This window comes from Roseobacter sp. MED193 (assembly GCF_000152965.1).
In the GTDB taxonomy this organism is placed as follows: Bacteria; Pseudomonadota; Alphaproteobacteria; order Rhodobacterales; family Rhodobacteraceae; genus Pseudophaeobacter.
On record NZ_AANB01000012.1, the window covers coordinates 130312 to 151608 of the forward strand.

Consider the following 21297-nt stretch of genomic DNA (forward strand, 5'->3'; position numbering starts at 1 on the left):
CATAGGACGAAACCAAACAAAGGAGTCTCCGATGAAACGGCTTATTTTGTCAGCAATCTTTGGTGTTTTGATGACATTTGGCGCACCTAAAAAGGCGCAGGCCTACGATATAGATTGCGCGATTATGCTCTGTATGGCGGGTGGATTTCCTCCGAGCGCGGTCTGCGCGCGGGCCTATCGCACAATGATCCGCCGCATCACGCCGTGGCCGAGTAGGCCTCCGTTCGGGATTTGCACCTTCGCCGCAGTACCGATTGAATTGGGTGGCCCCGGCGGTGAGGGCGAGGTTGATACGGACCTTCCAGAATACGAATGGCTCAACCGCACACATGTGATCTGGTTCACAGGCCGCTCTTACACGCCGCGTGACGATCCAAGGCAGTGGGACTGGAGTATTCGGTCTTGTGACCGTGAAAACCGAACCTGCCGATATATCGCACGTGTCTACGGCTCGCACACGCGTTGGCCGAGCTCATTTGTCTCCGAAAGCGGGCAAACTATTTTGTTGCCCGTTGGGCGTGGTTTTGGAAACTTCTACTCGCGCGATATCATGGTCGAATATGGCGACTACGGAGGCAATATGGGTCATTCAGACTGGTTTTCCTACTGAGCAGGTATCTGCCTTTGTCAAAGCAGTATGCAAGGTTTCACGACAATGGCCGATTGTTTGACCTTCTTCGGATCGACAAGCCAGCGGCGAACAGTTGATCCGTCGTTCCATCTATAGTCGATCAATACGAGGGTAAGATCGTCTTGCCGCTTCTCAAATCCCTCTTGAAACGGCACAGCAAGCAGCTGTGAGCCTCCAGACACCTTTTGATCATCTGAGGTTTCATGATCGGCGGTTCCTGACTTTTTACCGCGGGTTATCAGAACTGGCTCGATTAACTCGATGGGGTCAACTTCGAGAGCAAAAGCAAGCTTTTGCACGGTCGCCATTGAGGTATAATATTGTGAACGTTCCAGTCGGCCAACATAGCCTCGTTCAAGTCCTGCCTTAAGTGACAGGGCTTCTTGGCTAAGGGATTGAAGCCGCCTTAGTTTTCTTAAATTTGCACCAACGCGATCTCGTAAATCCATGCGAGATCAATGGCTTGATTTTGGCTGATAGTGCGACGGAGTATACTACAGATTCTGTTGTTTTGACGTTTGGTGCGGCGCATCATGAGAAACCGGCACACACCCTAGTGAGCAACTTGCTTGCAATATATGCAAGCATGACCTATATAGACCCATGAATAGCAAACACCGCAAGACTCTGGCCGTTGTCTTTGCCGACCCAGTGTCGGGAACAGTCGAATGGTCCGCTGTTGAGAGATTACTTGTCGCAGCTGGTGCGCAGGTCATCGAAGGACGCGGTTCACGAGTGCGGTTCGAAAAGGACGGCGAGGTCGAGACGTTTCATCGTCCGCATCCCGCCAAGGAAGCCAAACGCTATCAGGTGCGCGCCGCCCGCGCATTCTTGGAACGGATCGGAGTAACGCCATGACCAATACCATGACCTACAAAGGCTACTCAGCCCGCATCGAGTATGATGATGAAGATGGCATTTTCACTGGCCGCCTTGCCGGTATCAGCGATGGTGTCGGATTTCATGCTGACACGGTTGAAGCGTTGCGGGATGCCTTTCAGGAGGCAGTTGAAGACTACGTTGAGACCTGCGCAAAGGTCGGTAAGGAACCGCAAAAGGCGTTCTCTGGTCAAGTGATGTTCCGGGTCGATCCCGAGGTGCACCGCAAGGCGGCACTCGCGGCAGAGCTATCTGGCAAAAGCCTGAACCAATGGGCCGAAGAAGTTCTAGGTCGCGCGGCGGAGTAGGCAGGTGACAAGCGCACCTTGCTGCTTTTTATCATTATAGGGGGGCTTTTGCGTACCCCTGCGAAAGTGTCGGGCGTCGCGATGCGGTTTCACCGGGCTAACCATAAGCGATAGGCTATCCCGTACCCGATTTAAAAGACCACTTGGAGCGCGTAAAATTGGATAATGGAAACCAGAAAAGGCCTCCGCTATCAGCGCGGGCGGCAAGCGCGACCGGTCGTTCGGCGCTGTTTTTGGCTAAGGTCGCTGGGAAAGCTGGTTGGGCAATTGCCAAGCCTGTCGGGCGGCAGACAGGCAAACTCGCCGCAAAAGGGGGTAAAGCGGTCAAAGATCACGCGGCTGTTAAGTTCGCGGAATTTGAACTGAGGCATACCAAATATACGCCGGAGAACTTCTTTGAAAAAGGAGCGATCTCTTTGGAAGACCTCGTCGATGCGCTATTAATTGAGAAGCGCGGCACGTCGGCAAGGATCGTTACAGCACTTTCTGGGAAGTTGGCTGCGGCAGGTACGACAGCAAGTCTATTTTCCATCGCATCCATTCTTGGCACGGCCAGTACGGGAACGGCCATATCTTCACTTTCAGGCGCGGCTTTCAACAGTGCCGCGTTGGCGTGGATTGGTGGAAGCGTTGTAACTGGCGGGTGGATTGTCTTGGGCGTAGCGGCCGCTGGAGGGGCGGCCGCATATTTCGGGTCTCGCAAGCTTGTCGGGAAATGGACCGGTGTAAGACGCAAGAAAAAGTCCTTGGACCCGCAAGAAATGCGCTTTGTCGAAACGTGTTTGATGTTGGCAACGGCTTTTCGTGAACGGGCCAATCAAAATGCCGTTTTGGACCCTCTCACTGCTGAAACCTTGCAGCAGAACTTAAAACATGACCTCCTCGAACAGTTGGATGTCTGCATCGCCAAAGTCAGCGACTGGCCGGATCTTCCGTTGATGCGGCTTGAAGATCGTAAAGTAGATCTGGTCGAGTTACTCGATGCCTTACCAATGGCTCACGTTCAAAACCCGTCGATCAGAAGAAAATCCACAGCTGCTGCCCCTGTTGTTACAGGTGTCGTATCCGCCACGATATTGAAATTGATGTCTGACACCTCGCCTTCGTTTACGGAAGATGAGGAGTTGGTCCTTCAAGCGCTACGTCGATCGAATAACAGTCTTGCTGATGCCAGTGAACTTGAGCTGTCTGAATACGTGCAATCTCTATCCGTTGAGCAAATTTCCGGGCTCAAAAACAACGTAAAGGGAATCTACCACGAACTCGCGTTTCAGCGGCAAGAGAACCTGGATGGCGACGAGTACATCGTCGAGCTTTTCGGCGACACGAACCATGCCGGCGCAGATGTCCGGATTATTAATGTCGAGACCGGCGACGTTTCCGAGGTTCAACTCAAGGCGACGAATTACGCGTCTTATGTACGTGAACACAACGAAAAATACGAAAACATCGACGTGCTTGTGACCAGTGAGGTAGCTGGATCGTCGCCAGATTGGTCTTCGTCTGAATTCAGCAATGCTGACCTTACAGCTGATACGTCCTCGGCGTTGCAGAAGCTCGGGCACGAGGCAGACGTGGACATTGTTCACAGTATGGGCGTCGCTGCGATGGTGGCACTTGCGACCAATGCTAAGTCCATGTTGAAGGGTGACGCTCTTTCAACAGAAGCGAAACAAAAGATCATTCAGGACGGAGTGGTCGCTGCAAGCGTTGCTGGAATGGTGCAGCTTATTATCTAGGAGAAAAAGTGCTCTACTGTATCTACGATGCAATAGGAACTTTCCGCCCTCGATGTTGATCGGTGATGCCACGATGCCCCCCTCGCGGTCAGTGGGGTAGCCGCAGCAAAATGGCGCTATGTCTGCCTGGGTTTAAGTATCCAGCGGTAGTCTCACGGTGTCGCCCTCAATCACGGGGAAGGAAATTTTGGTGAAACCGCAGTCGGTCAGAAAAGACACGATTCCCGTCACGGTTTTGAACTCACGAATGGAAATTTCACCTGCCATCCTGGAGCGCGCCGTGACCAACATTTGCGTAGTCCCATCGGAATGTTCTGCGTGCATCGTCCAAACTCCAAACCATGATGATGCTTTGCGCGTTGGCGATACGTTGCATGTAATGATGAGTTTCGAACCCGTCTCAAGGCGCTGTTTCAATGCGACCTCTGTTAATACATTGGGTGTTTCTGGCGGGTTCAACGGCAAGATTCAATCCACTCTCAATCGGTCAATAATGCTTTATTGTACCAACACCGATCCCTAAGACAAGCTACGAAGGGGGCTATCGGCCCCCGCGCCAGTGGCGCTCCCCCGAGGATTATTTCGGGGAAGATAAAGGTAGGTGTCCTATCCTTCTGCGTCGTCCGAAGTAAATTCGATTTCGATGGTGCTGAACGGCTCTATGCGGGTCAGACCATCGTTTCCGATTGACGCTTGGATAACATCAAGGGCTTTGCTTGCTTCGGTGTGAAAGTCTCTGCCATCACCCGATTGGGAAAGAACGTCGCGTAGATCAAGCGTGATGGTGAACACCATTTCGCCCATGTCGATCACAACAACTTCGTGATCCATGCTGCGTATCGACGGTTCCGACTTGGCGAGTATCGAGCATAGTTCAACCATAGCTTCGGGGTGCAACGTCAAGCCGGTCTGTTTTTGGGTTTCAAAAAACAGGGCAGCGATAAAGTTGTGAGAAACAAAGCGAGTGTCTTTCACGTCCCAATCGTTCATAAAATCGGCTGTGTAGCCCTCGTCAGCACCGACCAATGCCGCGTATCGGTCGCGGCATGCCTCACGCATAGCGCCTTCGGTTGGGTAGGATGTTGCGAGGGCCGCAAAAAGTGTCTCCGCTAATGTATGCGGATCAACGGTGTCATCGTCATGGCCGGACGCAAAACCGACAGGGATTTTGGCCTTGTTTGGTCCTTCGATGTATGGGGCACCTTCGCCAAATGAATCGCAATATCGTAGTGGTTCACCAGCGAAACGTTCTACAAGTTCCGAACCTCGACCAGCGCGAACAGCTCTGATCCAAATATGGCGTGTAACTTTGGACACTGACTTTGTTCGGAATCCAATCAAATAGTAGTTTTCGTCTGGGTCAAAATCCACTTGCCAAAAGTTACCTTCAACAGCTTTTGCAAGTTCATTCGCGAACAATGCTTCGTCCTGGATGGTGAAAAATTCTGTTGGCTTCTTTACTGGCTCAAAGCCCCAATACTCATACCAATGATAGTCGGGGTCATGATGCTCTGGCAGCGTATCCGCGCCGTAGACATGGATGGAAGCAAGGCGACCGATAATTGCACCAATGACTTGATCTTGCCAACCAAGGGAGGGCGGCAAGCCTTGCTCGGCAAGACCTTCAACTGTGAAGGTGCGCAGGTAGATTTCGTCGATCCCCTCGTCTTCATCTTCCGCTTGGCGCTCGTCGCAAAACTCGACAACCATATCATTTGAGAACCGTATATAATCATAAAGTTCTTCCAAAACCGGACCCGGCACTAGCAGTTTGCCGCTGTCCCATTTCTTGATCGTATCGAGCCGAGTGGAAAAAATGTTGGATGCATCCTTTTGGGAAAACCCAAGGTATTTGCGCATGTAAGCGAACCGATTATCCATAGCGATAATCCTCCATTTGTTGTTGAAACTGGACTTGAAACCAAAAGCCAGTGGACCAATCCTCCGGCTGTTTTGAAGCGTAGTTGTCTTCTGTGGACGGAGCAAGTGGTTCAAGGGCCATCTGCATTCGACCTTTAGGGCAAACAGGCTGGCCTAGCCTCGCGCGGTAGTCAGCAAGGGCGTAATTAACTCACCCAAAACTGAAACCGGACCTTCGTGCACAATGCAGCGAAACAGGAACAAGAGCCCATTTTTCCGGATGCTGCGCTTTGCACCAAGGTCCGACAATAGTTGCGGAGCGGTCATTCGAGGATGGTTTTTGCGTCTGTCCGGTGATGGATGGCGGCGATTGCGGCAGGATTTCAAGAGGTTGAAGGGTGTCGTGTGCAGTACGTGTTCACCCAATATTGCCTAGCCCGAATTTGACACAGTTTCTGCGCTGTGGCCATTCGGTGAGTTGGCGCTCTGTGCCAGCTATCGCGCCGGGCGGGGATGGCTCGACATCCAGCGCCCCTCGGGCCGGTTCTTCCCGCTGCAGCCGCATTTCGGGGTGAACCGCATCGCGACCTGGGCGCCGTCCTCCGGCACGACCGTCAACACCAACGGCATGCCGCGCACCGCCGTCGGCACGGTCGCCACGCCGACGCTCGCCACCACCAAACTCTCGACCTCGATGCGCCGCTGGCGCGTGGCCAGCGCCGCCAGCGCCGATGCGGCGGCCGAAGAACGCTCGGCGGGTTGGGGCTGCTGGCGCGGCAACGCCGAAGGGCTCGGCGGCTTCACCTATGTGAACCGGCTCTCGCTGGTGACGCTGCAGGCGACCGGCATGGGCTTCTTCGGCCTCTACGGATCGACGGCAGCGCTGACCACGACCCTGACGCTCTCGGCCGTGGTGAACTGCATCGGCATCGGCTTCCAGCGCGGCACCCACACGAACTGGCAACTGGTCCAGAACGATGCTTCTGGCGCGCCCACGCTCACCGATCTGGGCGCGAGTTTCCCGGTCGCGAGCACGACAAGCGTCCTGACCCTCACGCTCCTCGCCGCTCCGAACAGCAGCGAGATCGGGGTCCGGATGGTCGAGGAGGTCAGCGGCGCGGTGGTCGAGTTCACGCTCGACACCGATATCCCCGTCGCCACCCAGCTCCTCAGCCCGCGCAATTCCATGAACAACGGTGGGACGGCCGCGGCGGTCGGCTACGATTGTTCGGGGGTGTATGTGGAGACGGATTATTGAACTGCCTCTGCACTGGCAGGGACCGCGTCGATTGCTTCCGCCGTTGAATTTGGGATGCCAATTCGGATTCGCACCTCGGAGAAGTGGACCTCCAGTACGTAGGGCGAAGTGGTTGTGCCGTCTATGGTCCAACAGTATGGATCGGTGAGCGCGAGCGCACTCAACTGCGGGAAAGCTTTTGGAGCACGGCGCCGCGCCGCCGAGATGACCTCGTCGGACTGGCACTGATCGAGTCTGCGTCTCAACATGGCCGGGAGGCCGTGCAAGTTCTCGATACTCTGGGCCCCTTCCGGGATTGTCATCGCTCCGGGCGGCAGGAACCAGAGCCCCTTTTCGTTCTCCTGCAGGACCCGCGTGAGGAACGGCTGCAGGTCGGTGCGCGTGGTGTCAAAAATGCCGGAAACTGCCCGGACCGGAGCGACCCGCGGGCGGCCCCCAGTGATTCGAAAATCTAGATTGGTGACTTGCTCTGGAACCCCGACGGGGGGCGATGCCGCGCCAAGCGCGGTGAGGTAGCTCTTCAATGATTCAGCGGAATCGACACGGGGCAGAACCGAACTGAACCAGTCGAAGGTCTTCTTGGGATCCGTTTGTAGGAAGAATGCCATGAATCGGTCGACCGGATGGTTCGGGTTGCCAGTCGAGACCATCAGCTCGCCGGTTTCGGGAAACACCAGCACATCCCGTATGACCCGAATCCGGGTCGAGATATGGTCCCATTCGTCAAGAGCGGCAGGATCGGCCTTTGCTCCATCGACAAGGCGATACGTGACGCCGCCGGCTGTGGCGTCCTGCGGTTCATCGTCCACCACGGCGAGCAGGCCCGCGCTTTCGAGTGCAAGGAGCGAGGGGCGCCAGAACTGGGCCGGAACCCCTGTGATCTTTTCGAGGCGCGTGGCGGAAATGGTCGAGAATGCACCTTGGATCACGGCATCCCGTAGGAAAAGATTCTGAAAACCGATTTGCGAAGGATCGGACCAGACCAAGGTCATGTCGGTGAAATGCAGGTATGGCACCAGGAGCCCGGAGAACGTCAGCCGAGGCATCATAGTGCCTTCGCGGCCCGTCACGCGGACCCACCTTACACTGAAATCATCACTCATCCGCCGCCTCTTCGTCTGGTATTCCATCCGCCTCAGCGTCCTGCGCCAATGTGCGATCTGAGCCGGCGAAACGGCGCAACGCGCGCCGCCCGGCGACCAGTTGCTCGTAGGGCAGGCGCAACGGCATGTCGCGGACGGTGCCGCTTTCCGCCGAGGCCATCCATGCCAGGAAATCCGCCGCCTTCGCGGTGCCGCTCAGGTTCTCGATCGTCGTTCCATGACCGACGAAGATGATCTTTCGTCTTGCCCGCGTGATCGCCACGTTGAGACGCCGCATGTCCTGAAGGAACAGTGCCATGCCCGGTTCGGGCATTCCGCCCGTGGCGACCCGGACGAAGCTCATAACCACGATATCCGCCTCGCCGCCCTGAACGGCGTCGACGTTGCCGAAGTCCAGCCGCGATATGCCTTTCAGGGCGGGCGCGGCACCGCTCGAGCCGAACACCTCCGTCGCGCGGGCGCGAATGAACTCGGTTTGTGCCGCGAACAGCGACAGGACCATGACCGACACCGTGGTTCCCCCGGGGAGTTCCGCACTGATCTTCCGGATGATCTCGATGACATGTTCGGCTTCGTCCGGGTTGGCCCAACTGGTGCCGATTTGCGTGGCAGGGCTTATTCGGCCGAGTAGAGACAGATCCACGAAATGCACCTGATGAGGGAAACTCGGCAGATGCAGGGGGCATACTGGTGGCGTTTCCGGGGTGACGTATTCGCCATCGTAGACCCGTTCACTTACGAGGTTCGCGATTTCCGGCACCATCCGGAACTGTTCGACGAGCGTCGCGCGAAATCCCTCCGCCTGCCCATTGTCGTCTTCGGTAGTGTTTCCTGTCGCGTAGCCACGCTCGAAGAAGCTTCGGACGAAAAACTTGTCAAAATTGTTCTGCACCCCGTCAATGACCGCGTCAAAATAGGAGGCAAGCATGTCTTGATAGGCCTGCCACTCGGTCTGCGGGGCTTGCAAGGAAGGTCGGCGAGGTTGCGCGTGATGCCTTGCCTGGCCCTGGATGATCTTGTCGAACTTCTTGCCGATGGTGCTCTGTCTTGGCTGGGCGTCCTCTTCTTCAGGATTCGCGGTGGCTGTCCTGCCAGCAAATGCGCCCTGCCACAGCAGCGCCGCGGCGATGTCCTGCACCTGATCCGACTGAATCGGACGCCGGTCGTCCTTCATGAGCCAGAGGTTGCCGACCCGCTCGACCGCGTCCCTCAATTCGGTGTCGGATGTGGCCGTATCTGTGAGATAGGCGTCCAGCGTCGGAACCTGATGCTTCTGTATGCCTTTTTGCGCTAGGGCACCAATCATCCGGCCCTCGACTAGATAGAGCGCGCATAGTGCATGAAAGAACGAGGCGTCGGTGTCGGCGAGAAACGGTGGGAGCTGACGTTCATCTCCGACGAGAATCCAGCGCCGGCAGCGCAGGGCGGCGGTGACGAAGGCGCTGTCGTTCACCCGGCTGGCCTCGTCGATGATCAGCGTATCGAACTCGGCCTCGAAGTCGGGCGTGATCGTCGGGGAGTTCCTGGCCGATTGCGTTGCGGCGACCGACGTGATGCCGGCGTGGATCGGCCCGCCGTCCGGCTCGTCGTCCGGCCTGGGGCCAGCGGTCGCTCGTTCCAGTCTGGCACGCAGCGAGCCAATCCGCCCAGCCAGTGCGTCGATATTGATGACATACAAATTGACGCTGGAAAGAAGCTGTCGGACGAGGTCCTCAATCCTCGCGTCGCGTGCGGCGGCGTCCAGACCGCCGAGCGCAATCCGGCTTTGCCAGAGCGCGTGTAACCGGTGTTCTTCAGCGTCTAGCCTGTCGCCGAAACCATCGTCTTTGTCGAAGGCCGCAGTCAGCCTTTCCACAAGCGAAGCCCAGAGGCAGCTTGCCTCGGACGGGTTCAAGTCCGGCCGTCGGCCCGTGATCCGCGTCGGAACCACGCCGTAGGAGTTCATGCAGCGTTCGGTTGCATCGGCCAGTGGCTTGTTTTGTGCCGATGTCAGCAGGATCCGCTCGCCCCGGGCCGCGAGGATCTCGACGAGTTCGCGGATGACCTCAGTCTTGCCGGTGCCGGGTGGCCCCTTGATGAAGAAAGCGTGAGGCGTGCGCGCGGCTTTCGAGACCGCCTCCTTCTGACGCGCATTGAGTGGGTTCGCGCAGGCCCTTTTCCGCGTGTTGCGCGCCATGAGCTGTTCGACCGGGGCATTGGGCTCGAATGCGCCTGACAGGGCGTCGGGTTGCGATACGACGCGTGCGAAGACTTCCTGTGAAGCGACGAAGTATTTTCCTGCGCGAAGGTCCCGGATCTGTTGTTCCAGATCAGCGCGATCGACGGCATGGCGCCGGAATATCCATGCCTTGTCCCCGGGCGAAAACGGGCATTCGTATTGGTCAATCGGGGGCTCTTTGTCTGGGCCGACAGGGCGCCGCACGGCCCGCAGAAGCACGTGCTGTCCGCTGATGACCTCGATGCGAAAGGGCGACACGTTTCCCTGATCGTCCACCAGCCCCACGGCGCTGCCGTCGAGAAACAGCCCGCGTCCGGGCGGCGCATTCAATCGCAGCAAGACACGTGGACGCACGGACCCCAGAACCTGGGCGATGCGTTCGGGAACGTTAGGAAACACCCGCCGCGTCCGGTCCTGCACCCCTAGGACATTGACAGGGGCGCGCCAGGAGGGACGCGGCGAATAGTGGAAGGTTCCCGCGTCCCGGATATTCAGCAACTGGGCAAAATGGCTGCTGAAATGGTAATGGGCGTCCAGGGTCCGTCGTGTGCTGTCATTAGATCGCTCGATCAGCAACTCGTCGGGAAAAAGCGGTTCGATGCGGTTGACGGGGATAAGGTCGGCCTGAAAGCACACGCGCAGCGGCCAGTCGTTCGGTTGAATATGGGTCGCGATGTGGACCCGAACACCGGGTATCGGCTCACGCGGTTGCCCTTGTTCTGGACGCACGATCAGGTAGAATTGGGTGGAATTGAGCTTGATGCCGCCACCATCGACAGGCTCGCTGGCGAAATTCAGAAGATTGAAGCCATGATCGAGGTCGGAGAATACGGCCTGCGGGGTCGGGGGTGGGGCCGCGCCCTTCCAAAGCCGTTCTAGCGCCGGTTTCTTCAGTTCGAGCGCGAACGCGCTGACCGGTCTGAGGCAATCGTTGCGCAACGTTGCGGTTTCGGCATTTCTATGGCCCGTCCCTGTTTTCTTTGGGGTGCGTTTTGCCCCGACAACTGCGAGATATGGGCGTCCGGTCAAGGGGCTGACGGTGGGCCTTGCGAACAGGCTAAAGCGGTTGCGCCCGGTTGCGAAATCAAGGGCGACCACCCCGTTCTGCATCAAGGGCGCGATGTCGTCGTTGCTGAAACGGGTGTCTTCCGGAAGTGGCGACAAGTCTTCGATCTCGGTCTCTTCTGGTCTTCGCAAGTCACGCGCTTTGTCGAGACCCAAGGACTTGAAGTGACGCGGTGACCGGGTGCGTGGAAAGACGTTTGAGCCCAGGAGTGTCGGTGGAAGCACAAGAGGAAGGGAGGTTTCCAGGCGCAGACTGTCAGCGTCGAGATGCAGCACCGCTTTGCTGCCACGAGAAGGCAGGTTCTTACCGTTTTTGCGCCGCCCGACCCAGTTCACGACGGCATTTGCGGGTTCCTCTCCCTCGGCGGCGAGCAGCTGGACCTCGAAAACAAATGGTCCGCTGTGCCAGACATGCCTAGACCCGGTGTCCAATTCTTTGGTCTTGGGGTTGAACGGCACAAGCAGCCCCTCAGTCTCAAGGCTACGGACCCAGTCCTGCCAATCTGTGGGCAGTCGGGTCCAAGGAAGCAAATGCAAGGTGATAATCGGAGCGACTTTGATAGGCGCAGCAGAGACTGCCATTCCGAAAGTGATGGGTTTTCGCGTCCACAGATAGTCGCGCGCATGCAGCATGCCCATGCCATCAATCGGATCAAGGGCGCTGGTGACCGAAAAGGCATGTTGGTTTGTCACAAGGCGGAAATGCGCACGTGTTGGCTGGGCCGAGGTATCAACGGCCTCGTCCGGTGCCGTGTCGTCGCGTCTGAGTAGGACCCCATTGGAAACCTGTTTTTGAAATTCGCGCACCGAGATGCTGAACGGGCGGTATCGCGATCGCAGGAGACAGGACAACGAAACCTGTAGTCGCAAGCTCCCGCGGTCTTGAATATGTGCTTGCCATGCTTGAAGCGATTGGACTGCGGCGATCAGTTTTTTCTGCTCGGGTCTTGTCATAACACCGCACCAGATTGTGCGTTTGGCGAGGTGGTTTCTCCGGTGGCTTGGCCGGTATCTGTCGCCGTGTCTCCGGTAATGTCACTGAAGGCTTCTTCCTCCAGTGCGCCTCCGAGGAAACGAATGAGGTGAACATCTGGAAATGCCTTCCTTAACAGAGACCGCGTCGTACGTTCGGTCTGCGGCGAAACGGGGGCGTCGATAGCGATTTCGAAAGTGGCTTCGGAAAGATCCTGACGGAGCGAAACCAGAGACAAGGCAGACCACGTGGCGCGGGCGAAGTCGGCCAATTCCTGTTGCAGCAGCGCATGGCGGTCATACATCGAATTCGGCGCCTGCGGGACGTATGGTGCAGGCGCGAGGATCAGCCGTTTGACACAAAGAAGTTCGGCGGCGATCTGCTTGTGGAGCGTCCATCCGCCAACCCGGAAGGGCTCGAAATCGGGCTGGGCGAGCCGAAGCGCGACCACGCTGTTCGAGCCGCCGACCACGAGGCCGCGTGATAGCCCGGGTAGCAGGCAACCGATGAGGTCGCCGAGATAGGCAAGGCCGCGCGCCGTGGCGGGCAGGACCCCGTCACCAAGTCCCGCCTCGCCGTCTCCCGCGAGCACGATTATCGGAAGCATGGCGGCGAGCTTTTTTTTGCGCAACGACGCGGCGAGATCGCTTCCATCTCGTCCGACTGCGTATTTTAAGAACTGGTAGTAAGAGGAAGGGAGAAGGTTATCGTCGATCCGGAACCGTTGCCCGCGCAGGTCGAGGAGTTCGATGCCATTAGGCAGCACGGCGGATATCCTGGCCACCACGAGCGTGCCGGGCGTGGGCGCGGGTGGAGGTTCGGCGGCCCAGAAGGAGAGGATGTCTCCAACCAGTGAATTCGCTCGCCCGGGCCGCTCACCGGTGTCGGGCGCGCTCGATGGCTCGGCGAATTTCCGGACGGCATCGATTGGTGGGGCAAGGGACATGGAGGCAGAAACCTGTTTCGGTTGTCGACTGCGCAGGGACTGCCAAAGCACCGCCGCAAGTCGAGTCCGCAGCTGTCGGCGCTCGGCCTCAAAAGCGGGCATCCGGGCGATGATCTGCGGATCGACGATTTCCGCCTTTAGGACCGCAAGTAGCAACAGTCTCGCGCCGCGCTCTTGGCTCTCTGCCGAAGCTGTCAATATGGCGTCCGTGGCAGCGTACACCGTTCCACCGAGGTCGTTTCCCCATTTCCGGTATCGCTCCAGCCGTGCGCAGGCGTTGTTCAGCAGCCTTGCTTCGGAAAAGTTGCCGTGATCCCGGTGAAAGCCCGCATGGCTGCGGAGGATGGAAACCGAGATTTTCAGATCTGGACAAGTCTGGAGTGTGGTCGTGGCTAACTGATACCAGGCCAGGGCCGCATCCCGCAGGGCAAAGTGGAAGGCGCGGTCCTCCATAGATGCCGCCCGGGCGAGAAACGCGTCGCCAATCTGCTTGGCGTAGCCAATCAGCTTCTTTGCGGACTTTTCGTCGCGCAGGGCCTGGGCGAGATCGCCTATGGATCGGGCAAGGGTTTCGACCGACTTGTTCGCCTCGAAAACGCTAGCGCTGTCGTTCGAGTGCGAAATCGCCACTATTGCCTTTTGAGCAAGTACGCGAAAGCGGAGCATATCGAGGGCGACCCGCGTGGGCGGGGCAACGGTCTGAATCTTGGGACCTATCTGGTCGAGGGCGCGCAACAGCTCCGACGAGGCCTGGTCCGTAAGCGGCGTCTTATCTGGCACCGCTTCAAAACGCTGCTGCTCAAAAACGTCGAGCGTATCTACGATTGCTGCAATACTCAGACCGCCGATATCGCGCCCGGAGGCCAGGAGTCGTTCCAGAACGTTCGTTTCTGCCAGTTCGGGCTCGGAAAAGAGCCGGGACAGCACCCAGTAGCGATCGTTGCGACTCGGGATTCTGGCGAAATCTGTGAACGCTGTTTCGACGAAGAGCGCCTCAGTGTCCCCCGCAACATAACCCGCCCAAAGAGACGGTGGGCTGACATCCGCCCCGTCCCCCAGTCTGGCGCAAATCCGGCTCTCAATTTCGGCGACCCCTACAATCGTTCGGCTCGCCAGTGGCGCAGTCACAAGCTCGCGGCCAAGGTCCAGTAGCCGGTCTCGGAGCCGCGTTAGAGATCGGGTGTCACCGACTAGCCCTACATGAAACTCGATCGCACGAAGAAGCTCCATGGCTACATTGGGCGCTTTGCTTTGATCGTAGGAGATTGACAGGAATTGGACCGCGCGTTCGCTAATGTTGATGGTCTCGGGAGAAGCTGTGCCCAGGTCGCCCTGAGTGTCACAAGCTTGGTCGCGCAGAATCAAGCCAAGCTTTCGCGTCGCCCAGGCAAATCGGGCCTGAAGATGCGGTTGAGGCCCCATTTTTACGTAATCCTCAAGAGACCGGGACAACTCCGCGCGGGTTTCCTCGAGTTGGGATCTGTCGTCGTCGGGCGAGGCGTGGAATTCGAGCAGGAACACGAGCCGCTCGCGGGCACGCACCAGTTGGAAGTCGACCTCGGCCTTCGCGCCCTTCGGCCAGGCGAAGTTGGTTGTCGACTCGCTTTTCTCAACCTCACTCAGCAGGTCCAGGTAGGCCATCTTGTCAATCTCTCCGGACAGGAGCCTGTCAAGGAGTCTGTTCTTCTCCCCGTTCCGATCGGCCTCGGTACCGGGATCGCGGCTGAGACGCTCAACTGCCTCTCGAAGGCTCCTGAATACCTGTTGCCTTGCCTCCTCCCGGTCTCGGTTTGAGGTGCCGCTTTTTGCCTGCCCAGACTTTATTGCGCCCAGTACCGCTTCCGCATGAAGGATGTCCATCTCGATGGCCAGAAGTGCCAGACGCCAATTCTCTTCCGGCTTCATCTCGTCAAGGTGCTCGCGCGCAGCCTTCCGTTCAATCTCGGACAGCTTGATCACATTCTGCAATCCGCCAGATGTCAGCGGCCGCCTGTTCAGTGCCAGTCGCAGCTGCAGCACGGAGGCGCGCGCTCGGGCATGGGGGAAATCGGGATATCCGCTGGCCCTGAGGGCAGAGGCCAGGAACCTCAGGCGGTCCTGGGCGCTCCGATCGCGACCGCTCAAGCTTTGGACGTAGAAATGCTCGGCCGCAGCGCTGAGGATTTTGTCTGCTCGCTCCGAGATGTCGGCCTCAGTTTGCCGGTCGTCAGGCAAAGAACTAATGACGATGCTTGCAAGCCCCGACCGCAGCGACTCGACACGCTCGAGCGAGCTCTCGCCGAACGCGTGGAGGGAGCTACCGGACACCCGCATCCGACACAATGGCTGGTTTCCATCTGCCACCGACAACACGAGTTCGGCGCAAGTTGAGCCGAACGCCGCAGACTGCTGCAAAGCGTGGCCCAGGCGAAAGGCATCGACGACGGCGGCGGCCAGAAGTACCGCGCGGCGGGGGGCCCAGATCCTCTCGGTTACCTTTAGGATCGCAAAGCGCGTATATGCCCCGTCAAACCGGAAGATGTTCTCAGCGTCGCTCACCAAGAACGAGAGGCGCGCGGCGAGATCCCTTACGCGCTCCCGCCAATGGGCCACCTCAGTTACGGCCGTAGACGTGAAACCGGTATCCTGCTGCAACGCGGCAACGATGAAATCCTCCGAAACCTCATTGCCCCCAAATGCGATCGCGGCCAGGATGAACTGGTCTAGGTCGTCGAGCCGCCTGATAGCGTCTCCCCAGATATTCCCCAGGATGTCGCTGAGTTCGTCACTGCTCTTGCTCCCGACCGAAAAGAACTCGGAGTTGATGTCTTCCAATGTGACGTTGGACGTAAATGTGAGCGTTCGCTCGTCCGCCTGCCCGTCGATCACGAGATAGGGTCTGCCGCCGTACCAACCAAGCAGCGCCTGAATGATCTCCCGGATGATAACCGGATTGGATCCACCCGACCTGTTGGACAGATGATCGACTAGCTCGCGCGATACTGCCGCACCAAAGTCCTCCTGGAGCTGCGAAAGCAGTTCCACCCCTGTCGGCGCCGAGAGGGTCAAGAGCACTGTGTTTCTCGCCAGATCTCCTCGGCCCAGTTCCTCGGCAAGCGAATTCGCCTGTGCAGTGCCCTCTTGCAAAGTGAGGATTACGATCAGGCGCTCAAACCCATCGGTCGACATGTTTTTTAGTATGATGGCTTGCGCCATCTCCGACATCTCATCGAAATCATCCAAAACGAGGAATGTGGGTTTCCCGGAAATGGACTGAGAAAAATCCCGGAGATTATCAAAGAACGCGTCGCCAAGGGCTCTATCAATTGACCGAAGTGTCCGGCGAATATCTTCACCGTTTGTCTCCGCCCACACCTGGCTCATCTGTTCCGCAACTGTATCGATGCTCCTCTGGATAAAGGGCTGAGCCTCCGCCATTCCGGGAGCAAAGGCTTCCATGCTCGTTCCGAGGATGGCGTTGCCAGCGTTAATCATCAGTCCTTTCAAGCTGAAACGATCCTGTATGTTTTCCAAGAAGTCGACTGCCCGAGCCCCTGGGCTCAGTTTCTTCCGGACCTCCTTGTCAGCGACCTGCTCGGCCAGATCCCAAAGCGGGCTGTCTATCCGAGCGTTCTCGTCGCGGCTGAAACTGCGATGCCTTCTGGCGCCGGTGCAAAACCAAAAAAAATCCGGAACGTACTTCGTTGGCCGCGCCCGCGCCTTGGATAGATTTAGCTCGCGTTGCGTTTCATGGTGAGTTCTTAGGGCTACCCAATGATGTCCAGCCGTTTCTCGGCCTTCCGGCCCATGCTGGATCCGACGTTGAAGATATCGTGCGACGGCTTCCGATTTGCCCGATAACGCCGGAGATTGAAGCACGAAGACATATGGGCCTGTTGGTGCCTTGCCAGAGGCTTCGGAAAAGGCTCTGTCCAAGCGGTCTGACAATTCTCTTTGAGTAACGGAATCTGACTTCATACTTATCAATGGTTCGTTTCGATTTCGCGCACACTTCCCGCCACAAGTAAAAAGACCCGGCGCAGCCCTGTCAATTGGTTTCGCCCAATGAACTGGAAGCAATTGGCCGACGGGACGTTTTGCAGAGTCGAGCAACCTCTGCTGAACTGGAATCCGATTTCGTCACCAGAACGCGAAACCCGGAACCTCTGGACACGAAACAAAAGGGTTTCTACCATTATGCTGTTTATCTGTCCTGACCTGGTGCTGGGCTGCGGCGCGGAACACTCACAAGGCCGAGACCCAAGACTGTGTTGATACAGGAGGTTCTTTGCGAAAATCCATTGTCGCCGCTCCCAGATTGCCGGCTTCGTTGACGGGGAATGGTATCCTACTTGGCTGGTCTTTGGAAGACGTTCATCCAGAGCCGCTGCCCTACGGCTTCAGCTACGGCCCGCGGCCGCGGCCGACCTATCCGGAGGACTGGGATCCAATCCTTCAGTCCGGCGAAGGCCACCTGATGACCATCGCGCCCACCGGTGCCGGCAAGGGCGTCAGCGCCGTGATCCCCACCCTCCTGCGCTACCCCGGGCAGGCCGTGGTAATCGACCCGAAGGGCGAGAACTACCACGTGACCGCGGCCGCACGTCGGGCGATGGGACAACGGGTCGTTCTGCTCGATCCGTTCGACGTTTGCGGCACCGGCGAAACCGATCGGCTCGACCCGCTCGACCTCATGCGGGCGGGGCTCATCCCGGCCAACACGGCGCAACGCACGGGCAAGGGGCTGCCGGCTGACGAAGAAAAGGCCAGAGAATTCCTCGGCGACACCGCCCGTCAGATCGCGCGCGCGTTGGTGCCGGATATTCCGCAACTGCGCGATCCGTTCTGGGAAAACTCGGCCCGCCGCATGGTAGGTGCGCTGCTTGCCTACATAATGGCGGAATCCCCCAAGGCGCTCACCAACTTCGCCGAGCTCGTCTATACGCTCAGCCAGTCCGACAAGGATCTCGGCCTCACCGTCAAGGACATGGCCCGCTCGAAACACCCTTTCGTGCAATCCGCAGCCAGCGGCGCCTTTCCAGCCGAGCCCAAGGTGCGGGCAAGCGTCGTCAGCACCGCGCTCGCCGCGGTCGAGTTCCTGCAGGGCAAGGCGTTGGAGGTTACCCAGAAATCCACCTTCCACCTGTCGGACGTGCTCGAAGGCGAGCCCATGACCATCTACATGGTGCTGCCGCCGGAAAAGCTAGCCTCGCAGGGGCGGCTGCTCAGGCTCTGGATGACGACGCTGATCTCGACCCTGAGCCAACGTCGTCGGCTTCCCGAGACACCCACGCTCTTTTTGATGGATGAGGCGGCGCAGCTCGGGCGGATGGACGAGTTTCTCTCTGCGGTGACGCTGATGCGCGGCTACGGCGTCAAAGTCTGGAGCTTCTGGCAGGACCTCTCCCAAATCACCGCGCATTACCCGTCGGAATGGCGGACGATCCTCAACAACACCCATGCGCTCCAGATGTTCGGGCTGTGGAACACGCACATGCGCAAGGACGCGATGAACATCACCGGGTTCGACGACCTCTGGGAGTTGCGCGACATGGACCGCAACGAGCAGCTTCTCGTGCTTAGCGGCGATGACCCGGTGATCACCCGGCGGGCCAACTACCTCGACGATCCAGCTTTTGACGGGCTCGCCGCGCCCAATCCCTACTATCGTGGCTCGGAAGGTGAGGCCGAGCGCCTCCGCCCGATCGTGGAGCCCCGAAGCTATGCGCGCGGCCCTTCGACCGATGGGGAGGCGCCTGCGTGAGCCTGGTGTGGGACGAGCCGGAATACCCGACCGCGCGGGTGGTGGAACACGTGCAGCAGAGCCTGCCGGTCCGCCTCATCATGGTGCCGCGCTCGCAGATCCAGACCTGCGCGATGGGCGACACCGCCGCCGACGTGGCCAAACGCAACATCGACGATTTCAGCTATGTGCCGGTCGCGGACGATGCCGGGGAGATCGTGGGGTTGTATCACGCCGCACAGTGGTTCAACCGTGCAGCGCCGGACCATACAATCGACCTTGGTGTCGCCCCTCTGAGCGACGAGATGTTCATCGACGTGCAGGCCAGTATCCTTGACTTCATCCTCGGTGCCGACCGTGCACCAACCCTGCTGGTCCGCAACAGGGACCGGATCTCCGGGCTGGTCTGTGTCTCCGACTTGCAGAAACTACCCGTGCGGATGGCACTGTTCGGGCTGATCACCGGGCTCGAGATGGCCTGGGCACAGGCGATTGAGCTGCACTGGAACGGCGGCGACGGCTGGATGCACCATCTGAGCAGCAACCGACAGGCCAAGCTCCGGGACCGGATGGCCTACCTGCGCCGAACCGACGCCTTCGTCGACGCCCTCGAGACGACCCAGCTCAGCGACAAGTTCACCATCCTCTTGCGCGAAAACCTCCTACCGGGCACGGAACGGCAACTGCGCGGCCAATACGACCGGATCGAAGAGCTCCGCAACGACCTCGCCCATGCCAATGGCTACGCCGAAACCCCGGCCCGCGCGCGCGGGCTGAGCCAGACGGCGCGGGACATTCTTCGGCTGCAAGATCATGCCTTGTGAAGTCGGATTTCGCGTAAGCAGTCATCCGCTTCATCGTGTTCCCGTCTAACGTCACGAACCGATTGAAGTGGCTGCAGACGCGCGGCTGCGCGATCCGGATGCGGGACAAAAAAGCATCACGGCGACCGTCAAGATGCGCGTATCTACTCCCCGCCTGTTCCGCCACTGGCGACTTACATGCGGGAGTTGTGACTGCCATTGTTAGTGTCAGAGATGGAGGGTGAGGCGTATCCGTCCGGCGTGACCGCCGTTGACAATCAACTTGGCTGCCAATTCCAGGGCGCAAGTTCGTCGATGCGGTTGATCTTGTGATCGGCGATGTGGGTTAGCACCCAAGTCAGCCAAGCTTCCGGATCGACGCGGTTCATGCGGGCTGTCTCGATGAGAGTGTAGGCAATCGCCGCGGCCTTGCCGCCGCCTTCGGACCCCATGAACAGATAATTCTTCCGCCCGAGAGTCAGCGGCCTGATTGACCGCTCGCAGATGTTGTTGTCCAATTCCAACTGGCCGTTTTCCAGATAGGCCCGTGCCTTGGGCATGCGGCTGAGTGCATACCGGATGGCCTCGGCCAGTTTGGTTTTCCCCGAGATTTTCGGCAGTTGGCTCTTTAGCCAGGTCTCCAGGTCGTCGAAGATGGGCTTGGCCTTGGTCTGTCGCAGGGCGACACGTTCTTCGGGCGGCTTGTACCGTGCATCTTTTTCGACGGCATAGAGCCTGGAGATCCGTTCGATGGTTTCCTTCGCGATAGTGGAGCCGTTTCGTTCAAAGACATCCACAAACTTGCGCCGCACATGCACCATGCAGGCTTGCTCGCTGGCCAGACCCTCGCCAAACAACCCGTTGAAGCCGGTGAACCCGTCGGCATGTACGGTGCCCTTGTACGCCGCGAGATGTGCGGCGGGATGTTTGCCTTTGCGATCCACGCTGAACTGGTACCAGGCACAGGGCGGAGCCTGTCCGCACCAGGGCCGTTCATCGCGGACATAGCTCCACATCCGCGCGGTCTGGGCTTTGCCGGTCTTGCCCCCGATCTGCATCTTGACCGGGGTATCGTCGGCGAAGAGAGCGGGTCCCGCCCTTACCTGCTTGCCAATGTAATCGGCCAGGGGTGCCAGGAGCGCCGTCGACCGCCCGACCCAATCGGTCAGCGTCGACCGGTGCAGATCGACCTTCTCGCGGGCGTAAATCTCGGACTGCCGGTATAATGGAAGGTGATCGCAGTACTTGCCGACCAACACATGCGCCAGCAGCCCTGGACCTGCACGCCCGCGCTCGATCGGCCGGCTCGGCAGTGGAACTTGCGCAAAGGCTTCGCAGCAGTTGCAGGCCATGCGCGGACGCACAATTTCGCGGACCACGAACCGCCCCGGAATGTATTCCAGTTCTTGTGTCACATCCTCGCCAAGAGCCCGCAAGGTCCCGCCGCAGTCGGCGCATGTCTCGCCCGGGGACAGCACCTCGGACTGCCGTTCCAGATGGTCGGGCAGTGGGGCACGGCTATGCCTGCGCTTGCCTTCACCGTCCTGACCGTCTTCCTCCTGCTGGGTCGCAGCGGCCGCGGCGATATCGGCGTCCTCGTGAAGGTCGAATGCCAGTTGGTCCAGGCTTTCCGACTTGGAGCCGAACCGCGCTTTGCGATGACCGGCCAGTTGATGTTCGAGCTTCTCGATCTTCAACGCCTGGGCCCTGTCCAGATCGCGTAGCTGTGCCGTGAGGGCACTGAGCTCGTCGGGATCGGAAGGCAGGGTTTGAGGCATCTCCAGCATTACCG

General features: G+C 58.7%; 14 protein-coding genes. 7 read left to right on the forward strand and 7 right to left on the reverse strand.

All coding sequences use genetic code 11. The features are described 5' to 3' along the window. Window positions 1-31 precede the first annotated feature (31 nt). Window positions 32-610 carry a hypothetical protein gene (locus tag MED193_RS01770; RefSeq protein ID WP_007121035.1) on the forward strand — a complete coding sequence of 193 codons (579 nt, stop codon included), beginning with the start codon at window positions 32-34 and terminating at the stop codon, window positions 608-610. A gap of 17 nt (window positions 611-627) precedes the next feature. On the opposite strand, the gene MED193_RS01775 is transcribed toward MED193_RS01770, so the two are convergent. Further along, window positions 628-1080: a helix-turn-helix domain-containing protein gene (locus MED193_RS01775; protein ID WP_083790418.1), complete on the reverse strand. Its 453-nt coding sequence runs from the start codon at window positions 1078-1080 to the stop codon at window positions 628-630. Window positions 1081-1234: 154 nt separating this feature from the next. Between MED193_RS01775 and MED193_RS01780 the strand changes: the two genes are divergently transcribed. The 3 genes from MED193_RS01780 (at window position 1235) to MED193_RS01790 (ending at window position 3557) form a co-directional block, all read left to right on the forward strand. After that, window positions 1235-1489, forward strand: coding sequence for a type II toxin-antitoxin system HicA family toxin (locus tag MED193_RS01780; RefSeq protein WP_007121033.1), 255 nt, complete (start codon window positions 1235-1237; stop codon window positions 1487-1489). After that, entirely contained in the window at window positions 1486-1818 is a 333-nt protein-coding gene (locus MED193_RS01785) for a type II toxin-antitoxin system HicB family antitoxin (RefSeq protein ID WP_009807909.1), read from the forward strand. Before MED193_RS01780 ends, MED193_RS01785 begins: the two co-directional genes overlap by 4 nt. A gap of 158 nt (window positions 1819-1976) precedes the next feature. After that, window positions 1977-3557, forward strand: a complete 1581-nt coding sequence (locus tag MED193_RS01790) for a hypothetical protein (RefSeq protein ID WP_133344414.1) — start codon at window positions 1977-1979, stop codon at window positions 3555-3557. Window positions 3558-3689: 132 nt separating this feature from the next. Here MED193_RS01790 and MED193_RS22830 read toward each other — a convergent pair whose 3' ends face one another. Together MED193_RS22830 and MED193_RS01795 are read right to left on the reverse strand one after the other, a co-directional pair. Continuing rightward, window positions 3690-3881, reverse strand: a complete 192-nt coding sequence (locus MED193_RS22830) for a hypothetical protein (RefSeq protein ID WP_139292099.1) — start codon at window positions 3879-3881, stop codon at window positions 3690-3692. Between the two features lie 282 nt (window positions 3882-4163). Next, a complete protein-coding gene (locus MED193_RS01795) occupies window positions 4164-5438 on the reverse strand; it encodes a hypothetical protein (protein WP_009807912.1) in 1275 nt (424 codons plus the stop codon). A gap of 673 nt (window positions 5439-6111) precedes the next feature. Here MED193_RS01795 and MED193_RS01800 point away from each other — a divergent pair. Next, complete coding sequence (locus MED193_RS01800; protein ID WP_254655416.1) at window positions 6112-6675, forward strand: hypothetical protein; 564 nt, start codon at window positions 6112-6114, stop codon at window positions 6673-6675. On the opposite strand, the gene MED193_RS01805 is transcribed toward MED193_RS01800, so the two are convergent. From MED193_RS01805 to MED193_RS01815, 3 genes are read right to left on the reverse strand one after another with little or no spacing between them, the layout of a single operon-like run. Continuing rightward, window positions 6669-7778, reverse strand: coding sequence for a hypothetical protein (locus MED193_RS01805; RefSeq protein WP_009807915.1), 1110 nt, complete (start codon window positions 7776-7778; stop codon window positions 6669-6671). The genes MED193_RS01800 and MED193_RS01805 overlap by 7 nt on opposite strands. Beyond that, on the reverse strand, window positions 7771-12015 hold the full coding sequence (locus tag MED193_RS01810; RefSeq protein WP_009807916.1) for an AAA domain-containing protein: 4245 nt from the start codon (window positions 12013-12015) through the stop codon (window positions 7771-7773). Before MED193_RS01810 ends, MED193_RS01805 begins: the two co-directional genes overlap by 8 nt. Next, on the reverse strand, window positions 12012-16937 hold the full coding sequence (locus MED193_RS01815; protein WP_009807917.1) for a hypothetical protein: 4926 nt from the start codon (window positions 16935-16937) through the stop codon (window positions 12012-12014). Before MED193_RS01815 ends, MED193_RS01810 begins: the two co-directional genes overlap by 4 nt. 385 nt (window positions 16938-17322) lie before the next feature. Here MED193_RS01815 and MED193_RS01820 point away from each other — a divergent pair, with 385 nt between their 5' ends. Further along, window positions 17323-18723, forward strand: coding sequence for a type IV secretory system conjugative DNA transfer family protein (locus tag MED193_RS01820; protein ID WP_009807918.1), 1401 nt, complete (start codon window positions 17323-17325; stop codon window positions 18721-18723). Beyond that, window positions 18720-19526 carry a hypothetical protein gene (locus tag MED193_RS01825; RefSeq protein ID WP_009807919.1) on the forward strand — a complete coding sequence of 269 codons (807 nt, stop codon included), beginning with the start codon at window positions 18720-18722 and terminating at the stop codon, window positions 19524-19526. Before MED193_RS01820 ends, MED193_RS01825 begins: the two co-directional genes overlap by 4 nt. A 257-nt stretch (window positions 19527-19783) precedes the next feature. Here the strand turns inward: MED193_RS01825 and MED193_RS01830 are convergent, their stop codons facing one another. Beyond that, entirely contained in the window at window positions 19784-21283 is a 1500-nt protein-coding gene (locus MED193_RS01830) for an IS66 family transposase (RefSeq protein WP_157041254.1), read from the reverse strand. Window positions 21284-21297 lie beyond the last annotated feature (14 nt).

What these genes read in the sequence shown, in the direction of transcription:
- MED193_RS01785 (WP_009807909.1), top strand. Translation starts at nt 1,486, where the DNA reads ATGACCAATACCATGACCTACAAAGGCTACTCAGCCCGCATCGAGTAT.
- MED193_RS01795 (WP_009807912.1), bottom strand. Translation starts at nt 5,438, where the DNA reads ATGGATAATCGGTTCGCTTACATGCGCAAATACCTTGGGTTTTCCCAA.
- MED193_RS22830 (WP_139292099.1), bottom strand. Translation starts at nt 3,881, where the DNA reads ATGCACGCAGAACATTCCGATGGGACTACGCAAATGTTGGTCACGGCG.
- MED193_RS01775 (WP_083790418.1), bottom strand. Translation starts at nt 1,080, where the DNA reads ATGGATTTACGAGATCGCGTTGGTGCAAATTTAAGAAAACTAAGGCGG.
- MED193_RS01770 (WP_007121035.1), top strand. Translation starts at nt 32, where the DNA reads ATGAAACGGCTTATTTTGTCAGCAATCTTTGGTGTTTTGATGACATTT.
- MED193_RS01800 (WP_254655416.1), top strand. Translation starts at nt 6,112, where the DNA reads ATGCGCCGCTGGCGCGTGGCCAGCGCCGCCAGCGCCGATGCGGCGGCC.
- MED193_RS01805 (WP_009807915.1), bottom strand. Translation starts at nt 7,778, where the DNA reads ATGAGTGATGATTTCAGTGTAAGGTGGGTCCGCGTGACGGGCCGCGAA.
- MED193_RS01810 (WP_009807916.1), bottom strand. Translation starts at nt 12,015, where the DNA reads ATGACAAGACCCGAGCAGAAAAAACTGATCGCCGCAGTCCAATCGCTT.
- MED193_RS01815 (WP_009807917.1), bottom strand. Translation starts at nt 16,937, where the DNA reads ATGAAGTCAGATTCCGTTACTCAAAGAGAATTGTCAGACCGCTTGGAC.
- MED193_RS01780 (WP_007121033.1), top strand. Translation starts at nt 1,235, where the DNA reads ATGAATAGCAAACACCGCAAGACTCTGGCCGTTGTCTTTGCCGACCCA.
- MED193_RS01830 (WP_157041254.1), bottom strand. Translation starts at nt 21,283, where the DNA reads ATGCCTCAAACCCTGCCTTCCGATCCCGACGAGCTCAGTGCCCTCACG.